This is a genomic window from Shewanella algae, assembly GCF_009183365.2.
Classification (GTDB): Bacteria; Pseudomonadota; Gammaproteobacteria; order Enterobacterales; family Shewanellaceae; genus Shewanella; species Shewanella algae.
On sequence record NZ_CP068230.1, the window covers coordinates 3,877,435 to 3,889,646 of the forward strand.

Annotated in this window: 10 protein-coding genes and 2 riboswitches; of the genes, 1 reads left to right on the top strand and 9 read right to left on the bottom strand. The window is 53.2% G+C overall.

Annotated features, from left to right (window positions below):
• Positions 1 to 29: 29 nt before the first annotated feature.
• The 5 genes from E1N14_RS17455 to gbpA form a co-directional block, all read right to left on the bottom strand.
• Complete coding sequence (locus tag E1N14_RS17455) at positions 30 to 2,186, bottom strand: S46 family peptidase (protein ID WP_025008991.1); 2,157 nt, start codon at positions 2,184 to 2,186, stop codon at positions 30 to 32.
• A 136-nt stretch (positions 2,187 to 2,322) separates the two neighbouring features.
• Entirely contained in the window at positions 2,323 to 3,516 is a 1,194-nt protein-coding gene (locus tag E1N14_RS17460) for an aromatic amino acid transport family protein (protein WP_025008990.1), read from the bottom strand.
• Between the two features lie 424 nt (positions 3,517 to 3,940).
• Positions 3,941 to 4,378, bottom strand: a complete 438-nt coding sequence (locus E1N14_RS17465; RefSeq protein WP_044735944.1) for a hypothetical protein — start codon at positions 4,376 to 4,378, stop codon at positions 3,941 to 3,943.
• A gap of 215 nt (positions 4,379 to 4,593) precedes the next feature.
• On the bottom strand, positions 4,594 to 5,862 hold the full coding sequence (locus E1N14_RS17470) for a dicarboxylate/amino acid:cation symporter (protein WP_198556982.1): 1,269 nt from the start codon (positions 5,860 to 5,862) through the stop codon (positions 4,594 to 4,596).
• 574 nt (positions 5,863 to 6,436) lie between these two features.
• Positions 6,437 to 7,879, bottom strand: a complete 1,443-nt coding sequence (gene gbpA / locus E1N14_RS17475) for an N-acetylglucosamine-binding protein GbpA (protein WP_025008987.1) — start codon at positions 7,877 to 7,879, stop codon at positions 6,437 to 6,439.
• Between the two features lie 83 nt (positions 7,880 to 7,962).
• A riboswitch (cyclic di-GMP riboswitch) is annotated at positions 7,963 to 8,047 on the bottom strand.
• A 232-nt stretch (positions 8,048 to 8,279) separates the two neighbouring features.
• Positions 8,280 to 8,382: riboswitch (yybP-ykoY riboswitch) on the top strand.
• A gap of 92 nt (positions 8,383 to 8,474) precedes the next feature.
• Here gbpA and E1N14_RS17480 point away from each other — a divergent pair.
• Positions 8,475 to 9,032 (top strand): TMEM165/GDT1 family protein, encoded by a 558-nt coding sequence (locus E1N14_RS17480; protein ID WP_025008986.1) that lies wholly within the window; start codon positions 8,475 to 8,477, stop codon positions 9,030 to 9,032.
• 64 nt (positions 9,033 to 9,096) lie between these two features.
• Here the strand turns inward: E1N14_RS17480 and katB are convergent, their stop codons facing one another.
• From katB to E1N14_RS17500, 4 genes are all read right to left on the bottom strand, one after another.
• On the bottom strand, positions 9,097 to 10,560 hold the full coding sequence (gene katB / locus E1N14_RS17485) for a catalase KatB (protein ID WP_025008985.1): 1,464 nt from the start codon (positions 10,558 to 10,560) through the stop codon (positions 9,097 to 9,099).
• A gap of 332 nt (positions 10,561 to 10,892) precedes the next feature.
• The gene (locus E1N14_RS17490; RefSeq protein ID WP_025008984.1) at positions 10,893 to 11,180 is read right to left on the bottom strand and encodes a YgjV family protein; all 288 of its coding nucleotides are present in this window, start codon (positions 11,178 to 11,180) and stop codon (positions 10,893 to 10,895) included.
• A 10-nt stretch (positions 11,181 to 11,190) separates the two neighbouring features.
• The gene (locus E1N14_RS17495; RefSeq protein WP_025889350.1) at positions 11,191 to 11,661 is read right to left on the bottom strand and encodes a cupin domain-containing protein; all 471 of its coding nucleotides are present in this window, start codon (positions 11,659 to 11,661) and stop codon (positions 11,191 to 11,193) included.
• 38 nt (positions 11,662 to 11,699) lie between these two features.
• Positions 11,700 to 12,137 carry a PaaI family thioesterase gene (locus E1N14_RS17500; RefSeq protein ID WP_025008982.1) on the bottom strand — a complete coding sequence of 146 codons (438 nt, stop codon included), beginning with the start codon at positions 12,135 to 12,137 and terminating at the stop codon, positions 11,700 to 11,702.
• Positions 12,138 to 12,212: the final 75 nt, after the last annotated feature.

The window sequence follows — 12,212 nt, forward strand, 5'->3', positions numbered from 1 at the left end:
TTGGCGGGGATTGTTGTTGATGGCGAAGCTTACTTAACGATTTCCATCTCTTGCAGCAGGTTGTCTGCATTATCCAGATATTTCATCACCCACAGCATGTAACGGCTGTCCACCTGAATGGAGCGGTTGATATTATCGTCGTAGTTCCAGTCACCTATGATGCTCTCATAAACACCGTCAAACAGCAGTCCCACCAGCTCGGCGCGGCCGTTGAGGGTTGGCGAGCCTGAGTTACCGCCTGTGGTATCCAGAGTTGAGAGGAAGTTGACCGGTACCGAGTCAATATCCTTGAAGTAGAAGTCACCGTATTGCTTGGCCTTGATAAGCTCCAGCTCTTTCTTGGGAGCATCGAAAGGCTCAACCCCTGTGTCTTTCTGCACTATGCCTTCCAGACGAGTGAAAGGTACGGCGTAGAGACCATCTTTGGGCGAGTAGCCCTTCACATGGCCCACTGTCACCCGCAAGCTGGAGTTGGCATCGGCATACACAGGTTTACCTTGCTCACGGTTGTAGGCAATGATGGCTTCCATGTACTGAGGACGCACCTTCATCAGCTCACCGGCCAACTCTTTCTTCTTCTGCTCCAGCTGCATACCTGTGTCATAGAAGGCCACGGCAAACTGGATCATAGGATCTTTCGAGGCCTTGAAATCGGCAACCGACTTGTCCATCCAGGCCAGACGCACATCTTTGTTATCCAGCTTGGTATTCTTGTACATCTTGTCCAGAGTCTTCTTCAGCTTGGCCTCATCGAGCTTGTTGCCTATGCCGAAGTACTTGTCCAGCGTCGGCAGCCGCTCAGACTTGGGCAGCGCCGCATAACGCTTGAGCATCTCAAACACCAGCGCCTTGTCGACACTGGCGGCATAACGGCGATCGATACGCTCCATACCGGCCTTGAAGCGGATCATGTCACGCTCCTGGAAACCCGGCTCGCGTTCCATGTCCGGCAATGCCTTTTCATTGGCCAGACGGTAGAGTTCGCGGGCCGTTGGCAACATAGTGGTATACCCCAGATAGCCCAGGATAATGTCACGCTGCTGATCCGCCTGGCTTTCGGCTACCAGCTTGTCCAGCTGTGCCAACACCTCGCCATACTGGGCCTTGCGGCTGCTGTCGGCATCGATCCAGCTCTTGAGCTTGGCTTCCAGGGCACGCTTGTCTTCCAGCATGGTCGACTTACCATAGAACTCGATCATCGAGGTGAAGTTCTTGGCATAGTTGGCCAGACCGGCGATCAGGCTCTCGTACTTGATGCGCTCGTCACTGCCTTCCGGGGCCGTCTCTTTAATGATCTCGATAAAGCGCTCACGCAGCTCCTTGCCTTGTGGGTAAGACCACTCAAACTGGTTTTCCACTTCATTGCCGGTGCGGTATCTGTTGGTGCGGCCCGGGTAACCGGCCACCATCACAAAGTCCCCTTCCTTGACCCCTTTGGCCGACACCTTGAGGAAGCTCTTCGGCTCGTAAGGTACGTTATCCTTGGAGAAATCGGCCGGCTTGCCATTTTTGTTGACATAGGCGCGGTAGAAGGAGAAATCGCCTGTGTGGCGCGGCCACATCCAGTTGTCGACATCACCGCCGTACTTACCCACGCTGGCCGCCGGGTTATACACCAGGCGAACATCACGGATTTCCAACTGCTTTACCAGATAGTACTCGAGACCACCGTGGAAGCTGTAAACCTGACAGCGATAGCCATCTTCTTTTTCACACTGGGCCACCAGTGACTTCTCGGCCGCCTCGACGCCCTTGTAGAAAGCGTCGCCCTGCTTGTTGTCCAGGCCTTGCTTGACCTTGTCGGTCACATTGGTGACCTCTTCGGTGACATATACCCGCGAGCCCGGAGTTGCCGGCAATTCTTCGGCAAAGTTTTTCGCCAGGAAGCCATCACGCAGCAGATTCTTCTCCGGGGTGGAGTTGTACTGGATGGAACCGTAGGCACAGTGATGGTTGGTTACCACCAGGCCCTTGGGCGAAACGAAAGACGCGGTGCAGCCGCCCAGGCTTATCACGGCGTTCATCGGGAATTCGGTCAGCTTGGAGATAGACTTGGCGTCTATTTCCAGTCCTTTGGCCTTGAGTTCATCGGCCATGGCCGGCAATTGGTAGGGCTGCCACATGCCCTCATCGGCCTGAGCACCAAAACTGGTGGCTATGGCCGTTGCAAGTAACCATTTTTTCATTCTAGTAAGTCCATTCGCTGGTATCAGTTCAATTTGTTGTTTTTGTGCAACAAAAAAGCCGGGCACAAGTCCCGACTTTAACACAGACTACCAAGCGGCTACAGACTCGGAAAAATTCCCTTACAAAGGGCTTGTCTTAGGCCCCCAGCGTCGCATACAGCTGGGCAGCTATAATGCCTATCCCCAAGAGGGCCATCAATGCCATCGCCGGCTTGCCACCGGCAACTTTATAGCCTTCCGGCGACTCACGCCGCTGTTTCAGCGCTATGGCTATCGGCAGGAAGATGATGATCACCACTAAAGGCACGGCGGCAAAACCCAGCAGCGCTGAAAAACCTTCCGGCAGATACAGGGCGCAGGCCAGCGGCGGAATAAAGGTCAGCAACCAGGTCTGCAAGCGGCCGACAAAGTTACTCTTGGCACGGATAAGCTCGGCGCTGAAATCAAACAGGCTCAGGGTCACTCCAAGAAACGAGGTGATCAACGCCAAGTCGGCAAACAGCCCAATGCACTTGCTCACCAAAGGCTGCTCGCTGATGGCCTGTAAGGCACTGATGAGTTTTGACAGTGAACCGCCAAAGCCGTGAATGGTATCGCCGCCAACGGTACCCAGGGTTACCAACAGCCAAAGCAGATAGCAGGCCAGCGGAATGCCGGAGCCTATCAGCAGCACCTTGCGCAGGGAAACCGTGTCACCATCGAGATAGCGCACCAGAGTGGCAATACAGACATGGAAACCAAAAGAGGTAAATACCACAGGCACGGCGGCCAGCCACACATTGGCATAGGAATCGGTCGGCGCCTGCTCCAGTAAGGTATTCATATTCACCTCAGGCAGCAGAAACAGTACCACCAGCACCAGCATGACTATCATGGCAGAAAACAGCCCGCGGGAGAGCTTATCGACCCAACCGACTCCCAAGGCGGCAAAACTGCCCAGAGCCAGGGTAAACAAGAGTACCGCGTCCTGGCCATCCAGGGTCATATCGAACCAGGCCTTGGCCTTGAGCACCAGGAGATCGGCGCCACCGGTCAGATAGGCGGCGGTCAGGGCAAACAGCAGGCTGAGAAAAGCGGCGCTTTGAATCAGTTGCCCCGTCTTACCCAAGGCTTTACCTGTGATGGCATGCAGGTTATCCCCCACGCCGGAGCGCAGATTGACTTCCAACATCAACAGTGAGGTGTAGGCGGAAATGCCCCAAATGACCAACATCAATAACAGTGCCGGCAGTAAGCCCATGGCAGCCGTTGCCAGTGGCAAGGCCAACATACCGGCGCCAATCGCAGTACCCGCGACTATGGCTATAGAGCCCAATATTTTTAAGTTCACTAAAATTCGTCCTGTTCTTTTGTCTTATTATCTTTAAGGTCAGATTTAACTCATGGGAAAGGCGAATTGTCAGCGCAGCTGGCAAGCTGTAACGTCTTGGCCGCAGATGAAATTCCGCCTTACGGAGTTTCATTGGCCCCAACAGCTCAGCAAACAGAAGAGGTATGCCACCAAGCCACTGGGGCTAACTAAATCGTGGACAGCGGAATTTGGGACTGCAGAGATGCAAACTCAACACGGAGGCTCTTTCTCAAAAAATTGACTTAACCGGGACATTAACAGAGCCACAGCCCTTGGGCAAGCAGGGAAGCGCGACTATCGGCCCTGAGGCGAAAAGCAGGCCGGTTCCTGCTCAGCGAACAGCTTGATAACCCGGCATTGCAGGCTCTGGAAACAAGAGCAGATGCCGGGCCGGGGCTAAAGTTTACCTGTAGTTTTGATACTTGTCGTTCAGCGGAATCGTTTGCGGGTTGAAGCGGCAAAACTCCACCAGGTTATCGGTCAACCTATCATACAACTCATCATCCACACATGGCAGGAGGTGTGCGTCACTCCTGTCTTTGAGCTCAGTGGGAAAGATAAAGTGTTCCAACCTGGATAAATCTCTTTCGATAGAGATTCTGGTAGTTTCAGAAAAGGACTTTTCCGAGAGCAAGGTATCCTTAAGAAAAGACACCAGTTTTTGAAAACCTTGATCCCAGTTAAAATTCCCGTTTGCCTGGGCTTCGTGGGCCAACTTCTCAATCGCCCGGAGAATTTCGCCCTGAACTGTCTCCGATTGCCCCGAATCGGGAACCAGATTTTCCCAGATCCATTGCGCCGTATTCTCTCCCTGAGGGATCCTGGTTATTTTTCTTTCCATGCGACCTTCCATATTGCTTTCCATATCCGCAATCCAGTGAAATACCCTAGCAGCCTAGCATTTTTGTACTGAGGTTTGACAATGATTCTACGCCCAATAGGTTCACACTTACCCGGATTTAAAAATTTCAATAAAATTCAATGCGATACCAAACTTATTCAGGTATCACAGTGGATCCTAACCGAGTCAATCACGCCTCAAGTATCCTGTTTGAATTATGCGACCTCAGCTTGTGGCTGTGGAACTATGTCAGCTGTGTCACTGAGGGCATTCTCGCTCTTGGCCACCACGCTGGCGGCAATACTGTTACCCAGCACATTGGTGGCCGAGCGTCCCATATCGAGGAAGTGGTCGACCCCGAGCAAGAGCAGGATCCCCGCCTCGGGAATGTTGAATTGCCCAAGGGTTGCAGCAATCACCACTAACGAAGCTCTGGGCACACCGGCCATCCCTTTGGAGGTGACCATCAACAGCAATAACATGGTCAACTGCTGCCCCAGACTCAGCTCGAAGCCATAGGCCTGGGCAATAAACATGGTGGCAAAGGTGCAGTACATCATGGAGCCATCCAGGTTGAAGGAATAACCCATTGGCAGCACAAAGCTGGAGATACGTTTGCTGCAGCCGAACTCTTCAAGCCGCTGCAACATTTTCGGATAGGCCGACTCAGAGCTGGCGGTGGAAAATGCCAGCAGCAAAGGCTCACGCATCAAGCTCAGTAAACGACGGATACGGCCGCCGAGGAACAAGGAACCCGCAGCAATCAACACCAACCACAACAGCCCCATGGAAAGATAAAACTGTCCCATAAAGCTGCCATAGGTGAGCAATATGCCACTGCCCTCCTTGGCCACCATGGCACCTATAGCGGCAAACACGGCAAAAGGAGCAAAGTTCATCACATAAGCTGTCACCTTGAGCATGATATCTGCGCCGCTGCTGAGCACTGAAATCACCGGCTTGGCATGTTCACCGCAAGCCGCAGCCGCCAAACCAAAGAAGAGTGAGAACACCACTATCTGCAGAATTTCGTTGTCGGCCATGGCACCGATAACACTCTTGGGGATCGCATGGGAGACAAACTCTCTCAGGCTCAAACCACCGGCCTCCAGGCCTGTCACGGCATGGCTGTCCGGCAGCGCCAGGTCGAGCCCCACTCCCGGCTCCAGCAAGCTGACCATCAAGAGTCCCAACAGCAGCGAGATAACCGAGGCCATCATAAACCAGGAAAGTGTCTTCAAGCCGACCCGGCCAACAGTGCGGCTGTCTCCCATCTTGGCGATACCCACGGTCAGGGTGGTAAACACCAGGGGAGCTATGATCATCTTGATCAGGTTAAGGAATATATCTGTGAGTATGGTAATGCTGTCTGCAAAGGTCTGGGCTTGTTCGGGGGAATACCAGCGCAAAATCTGGCCTGTCGCAATACCCAGCAACATGGCGAGAATAATCGACAGGGTCAACTTGTTCATTTTCATTATCATGTGTCGTGCTCCAGTGAATGCCTGGGAGATGGATCCGCCGCCAACGCAGGGGTGCAAAAGGCCATAAGGCCAGAGAAATGCATAAAAAAGCCAGCTCAGATCCAGACAGAATGTCTTCAATAACGCTCATGACTTACATGCATATCCTATGGAGGCAAAAACTGGCATTAAGCAGTCCTGGAAGACGGTGAGATTGCCACTGGAGTAAGCCGATGAGCGTCAGCATCTTGAAACGTATCGTCCCGGAAGGGAAGCCTTAAGACTGGGTGGGCAAGTCGTCACCGTCATCTCTGACGGCTAAAAATGGCGCTTGCACTACAGGCTCGATTGGCGGGATAAGGCGAGTCAGTGTCCAATTCTATATAAATTTCAAATTATTAAAAATGTTTCGACACTAACTATTAAGATGGAAACTTTTAAAAAGAAAACCAGATTAACTGAAGATGAAACTTTATTTATCCAACTAATTTAGTGAGTTACTTCACGGCATTGTTGCGCTTGAAAAGACCACCAGGCATGAAACAGTAGCCGCAGCAGTCGCTGCGGCTATCGAGTCAGCTTTGGAAAGCACTTATCACTCGGCTATCCAGGCCAGTTGCCAATGACTGCCGACACCGGGTTCAAACTGGGTCGCACTGGCCGACCATTGGCGGCAATAACCACTTTCCGGGAAGGGCTTGCAACGGTATATCTTGCCATCTTTGGGCTGCAGTACCCTGGTTCCCTCTGTGTATGACCCCAAACCATCAGGGAAATGGAAATCCGCCGGCGCTGTATCACCGGCTTGACGCAGGAAGAAACCAAACTCCTGGGTCAGCTCCTTGCCCTCTTGGGTCTGAGCCTTCAACTGCATGTGGTAATGTCCGGCAGCGGGCTCCAGCACTTCGATGTTGAAGTCGGCGCTGTTATTGTCAATCTGCTGCACAGCAGAACCGGATGCCTTGCCGTCATGAGTACTGATAAAGGCACTGACCTGCATTCTGGCATCTGTGGTTACAGTAAAGCCAACGCTGGCCTTGCCATCGACTATCTCATAGTTGTCGCTCAGGCCGCTGACACTGAAATCGCCGCCGGGCAGAGGCGCCAACTCAAAACCAGTTTCGACCCGGGTAATCCCGGAATCATTCTGGGCGAAGACATCATTCTTGCCATAGACGGGCACTATCTCACCATCGGCATTCAATTGCCCCGCCTTAAGGCCGGTGCCACCGGCATTGATCGCCTCAGCCAACAAACTGGGCCAGGTATTATGATTACCCTGCCCGGCATCGGCTATGGTGAGCCGGGTAGACAACGAAGGTTGTTCTCCGTTGTCACCAAACACCCGAGTGAACACCTGATCGCCAGCCTTAAGATCCTGGGACGGGTTGATATTCCCCACGTCCTGCCATTCGGAAGGAGTAGGGGCTGTGCCGTCAAAGTTCACATCTATGACATTGTAGAAACTGTTGCTGGTATCCCCCACTTCCCAAACCGCCAGCACAAGCTGATAACCGCTACGCTGTGGCAACTGACACTGATGCGTCAGCGTCTTGGGAGGCTGCACCATGCCGCCATCAACACTGCAAAATGGTTCGGACTCAAAGGCCGCCCGGCTCAAAGGTGCGTTGGGGTCCCAGTTTTGCTTGGTCAGATAGTAACGCCAGTCGCGGGTAACATGATTGGCGGTCAGCTGCCAGGTAAAGTTGATGGGGCCGGCACTCACAGGTTGTTTGGTCCAGCGACTGGATGACTGCTGATCCAGCTCTCTGAAACTGGCATTTCCGGCACTGGCTATCTGGCCATCGGCCGGGCCGGACGCCGGAAATCCTGAAGGCCCTTCGACGCTTTGGGGTTCCCACTGAATCGCACCACAGCTAGTGTTGTTGTGCTGATTACAGGCGTAGGCTCTGGACTCTGGGCTTTTCACATAGCCATGAGCCAACACCTGGGTAGATAACCCTACCCCAGCGGCTGCCAATGCCAAGGACAAAGCTGTTGTTTTAAATGATGATTTAACCACTTTGCAATACTCCATTTTGCTGCCTTAACGACAGTTCCTTGAACAAGCGGTATTTGGGCACACAAGAGAATGACTCTGTTGCAGACACAGTCAGCGACTGTGGCAGCCCCGCTATCTTAACCCGAGGGCCTTAGACCGGAAGCTTTGCGTCCTGAGCTTTCGCTCAGTTTGCCAAATACCCAGAAGCTCTCACCTCAGTTTCCTGCGGCTGAGAGTTCTATGAGTAAAGGCAAAAATGACAACGATGTCAAAGAGGAATTTCTTTAAAAACCAAAAAGTTAAAAACAGACAATGCGTACAGCATACTGAGCATCACAACATCTGCTTGATTCATATCGGATAAACGAAATACCGTAAAATCCCCCTGTCACTGAGCCGACCAGTGTTGCCATGACGAGCTTTATGGTTATAATGGCCGCCTCTGTCTTAGGGGAGTAGCTAACCTGGGTCCCGCCCAGGGGTAAGCATCAACACACTTGGCCTCATGCCATGGTGCTTACAGCAAGTTTAGGCTTGCCAGGCAAGACCTGAGCACGGTATACCGCACAAATATAAAGGGGTGGGCGGTGGACTGTGCTTGGAATTTTGCCACCCCGAAGGAACGCCCATTTTGGAAGCACTCATCGCCTCAACTCTCACTGTCGCCGTAGCCGAAATCGGTGACAAGACGCAGCTGTTGGCCCTGTTGTTGGCCGCCCGTTTCAAAAACAAGACCGCGATTATCTCAGGGATCCTTGTCGCCACCCTGCTCAACCATTTTGCCGCCGCCTGGCTGGGCCAATGGGCCATGGGTTGGCTCAATGCCGATATCGGCCGTTACCTTGTTGCCGGCAGTTTCTTTGCCATCGCCCTCTGGGTGCTGGTGCCCGATAAGGTCGATGCCGAAGAAAGCCGCTTCTACCGTTATGGCCCCTTTGTGGCCACCTGTTTGCTGTTCTTTATCGCCGAAATGGGTGACAAGACCCAGGTCGCAACCGTGGTGCTGTCGGCCAAATACGATAGCCTGCTGATGGTAGTAACAGGCACCACTGTCGGCATGCTGCTGGCGAATGTTCCCGTGGTGCTGGCCGGCCATTTCAGTGCCGACAAGCTGCCCATGATCTGGATCCACAGAGGTTGCGCCCTGCTGTTTGCCCTATTGGGGATAGCCACCCTGCTGTGGGAATAGGGGAACCGCTGACAGCGCAAAAGGGGCAGCTCAAGCTGCCCCTGTTATTTCCGGCGTGCCGCTATCAGCTGGCCAGCATCTCTTGCACCCGGCGGCCGTAGTCGGCATCGGCCTGGCTGAAGTGGCCAATCATTCGCTGCTGCACATCCTGAGTCGCTTGACTCAGAGTACCGCAGATATTGCTGATAAGCCTGGCCTTTTCCTCTTCCGGCAACAAGCGGTAAAGATTGCCTGCCTGGGTGTAGTCATCCTGGCCATAACGACTGTATCTGTCGGCTTCACCATCCAGGCGCAGCGGTGGCTCTTTGAACTCGGTCGCATCCTGCAGGCCGCTTGGCTGCGAGTTGGGGCCATAGTTTGCCGACGCATCGCCACCTGTCTGGCTACCATGGTAAGGGCATTGAGCCCCGGCCATGGCACCGGCACGTTGATGATGATTGGCCTGAGTCGCATGGGGGCAGTTCACCGCCAACTGGTTATAGTTGGCTCCTATTCGATAGCGCTGGGCATCGGCATAGGCAAACAGGCGAGCCTGCAGCATCTTGTCCGGTGACGCGCCAACACCGGGAACCAGGTTACTTGGCGCCAGTGCCACCTGCTCTACTTCGGCGAAGTAGTTCTGTGGCAGACGATTGAGCTCCAGTACCCCAACCTCGATCAGCGGGTAGTCCTTATGTGGCCATACCTTGGTCAAATCAAACGGGTTGATATGGTAAGTATTGGCATCGGCTTCCGGCATTATCTGTACCTTGAGCTTCCAACGGGGGAAGTTGCCATCCTGGATTGCCGCCACCATGTCACGCTGGGCATGATCCGGATCGATTCCCTTCACCTTGGCGGCCTGCTCTTCAGTCAGGTTGGCTATGCCCTGCTCAGTCTTGAAGTGGAACTTGACCCAGAAGCGCTCACCCTTGGCATTCCAAAATGAGAAGGTGTGCGAGCCAAAGCCATGCATCTGCCGATAGTTGGCCGGAATGCCCCGGTCAGACATCAATACAGTCACCTGATGCAAGGACTCTGGGTTGAGCGACCAGAAGTCCCACATCGCCTGAGGATCCTTCAAATTGGTGTGCGGATTCCGCTTCTGGGTGTGGATAAAGTCAGGAAACTTGATGCCATCACGCAGGAAGAAGGTGGGGGTATTGTTGCCCACAATGTCGTGATTACCGCGCTTGGTGTAGAAACGAACCCCAAAGCCACGGGGATCGCGCTCGGCATCGGCGCTGCCCATCTCACCGCCTACGGTCGAGAAGCGAACAAAGGCCTCGGTCTGGGTGCCAACCCCCTGGAAATGTTCGGCTATGGTGTATTGGCTCATATCATTGGTCACTGTGAAGGTGCCGTAAACCCCCGTGCCTTTGGCATGCACTACCCGCTCAGGGATCCGCTCGCGGTTGAAGTGGGCCAACTTTTCAATCAGGTGCCAGTCCTGCAGCAACAGGGGACCACGCTCTCCGGCTGAGAGGGAATTCTGATCGTCTGCGATGGGGGCGCCGCTCTGGCTGGTGATATATTGCTTCTGACTCATCTCGTGCTCCTTAATCCTTTGTCTCGTTTAACCAGTTTTCAATCACATCAAATATGGTGGCCATAGGTGCTCCCTTGAGCAGTTGTATTGGCGATGTGGTCATCTTAGTCAGGCGACGATATTTTTAAAAACGATTAAAACTGATTATCACAATTCTATTTGTAGATTAAATGGGGTTTGGGATTGAGAAATGGGGATAAAGAAATGCATAACCGAGATAGCAGTGACTGCCAGTCGAGATGAAAAACGGCTGAAGCAGAGCAAACGTACATTGCCACAAAAGCAACAAACCTTATAGAAACCTGCGTCTGGGGCCCCCTGACACAGGGTTGTCAGCCTTGCTGATCCTCAGATTTTTCCGGGCTTGCCTGAGGGGCGGCCGGCAAATCAGGCTCTGGGCTACGATAGAGTTTAACCAGGTAATAGGCATCGATAAGCACTATGAAGAAGTTCACCAAAGCCACAGGATATGCAGCAATGGCGATCCCATAGGCAACAAACAGCGCCGCTCCAAGCAGGTTCCACCAGCGCAGTCGTTTGATATTGGACATCATCAGAGAGATGGCCACCACTACCGATGCCAGATAACCGACCCACTCCCATATATTGATTGTATCCATTCAAGCTCCCCTATTTGGGATGGCTAATGGTGTCGAGATCCACCAGATCCCAACACCCCTGATTACGATAAAGGCGTTTACCCTTATAAGGATAGTCGGCCACATCATGGCTGAGGCGTTGTCCCATGACTAAATATTTGAGCGGCCTCTCGGAAGTGTTGTTCATGCCATGAGCCACACTGCCGGCCGGGAAAGCGATAAAGTCCCCGACCCCGATGGCAAAGACTTGTTGATCGATACACACCTCGCCTTCACCTTCGAGCACATAAATACACTCTTCTTCAAAATAATGAAGGTGGTATTCGGTGCTGTCACGCCCGGGCGCCAGCTCAATCAGATGCACTCCAAGATGAGCAAGACCGATGACATCACCGAGAGATTTTCTAAGTCGCACCGCATTGGGGTTGAGAAAATGCGTCCGCTCCTCCCCTTTCATGGCGTCTATCTCACTGGCTTTCAGCAGAAACTCCCTGGCATTCATCTCTGTCCCCTGAGTCAGAGCGCCCTTGAGTGAAGCTGTCAGCGCTTGACCACGGCCGCAGTCATACGGGAAATACAGGTCAGCTCACCGGCGCTGTTATGAATAAGCACTTCCCAGACAGAGCTGCGTTTACCCAAATGTACGGCTCTGGCTGTTGCCTTGAGTTCACCATTGCGGGCTGCCCGCAGGTGATTGGCGTTGATCTCCTGACCTACACAATAGTAGTTTTCAAAGTCCACCGCAAAATTGGCGGCATAGCTGGCCACCGTCTCTGCCAGCGCCACATTGGCACCACCATGTACTATCCCAAGTGGGTTGTGGATAGCCGGAGACGCCGGCATGCTGGCTACCATATAGTCATCACCTATCTCAGTGATGCGGATCCCCAGGGTCTGCATCAAAGTGCCTTTGCCCCCCATACCGGCATCCAGTTTGGCACAATCTTCCAGGGTGATGGGTCGAAACCAAATACTCATCTTATTGTTATCCTTAGTACTCCAATAGGAAAATCAGTGTACTTGGCCGCCTGTATCCAAGTAAACCCGGCCAGC

Coding starts and splice junctions, on each gene's coding strand:
- katB (WP_025008985.1), bottom strand. CDS start 10,560: ATGAGTCAGAAGCAATATATCACCAGCCAGAGCGGCGCCCCCATCGCA.
- E1N14_RS17455 (WP_025008991.1), bottom strand. CDS start 2,186: ATGAAAAAATGGTTACTTGCAACGGCCATAGCCACCAGTTTTGGTGCT.
- E1N14_RS17495 (WP_025889350.1), bottom strand. CDS start 11,661: ATGAATGCCAGGGAGTTTCTGCTGAAAGCCAGTGAGATAGACGCCATG.
- E1N14_RS17490 (WP_025008984.1), bottom strand. CDS start 11,180: ATGGATACAATCAATATATGGGAGTGGGTCGGTTATCTGGCATCGGTA.
- E1N14_RS17470 (WP_198556982.1), bottom strand. CDS start 5,862: ATGATAATGAAAATGAACAAGTTGACCCTGTCGATTATTCTCGCCATG.
- E1N14_RS17465 (WP_044735944.1), bottom strand. CDS start 4,378: ATGGAAAGAAAAATAACCAGGATCCCTCAGGGAGAGAATACGGCGCAA.
- gbpA (WP_025008987.1), bottom strand. CDS start 7,879: ATGGAGTATTGCAAAGTGGTTAAATCATCATTTAAAACAACAGCTTTG.
- E1N14_RS17500 (WP_025008982.1), bottom strand. CDS start 12,137: ATGAGTATTTGGTTTCGACCCATCACCCTGGAAGATTGTGCCAAACTG.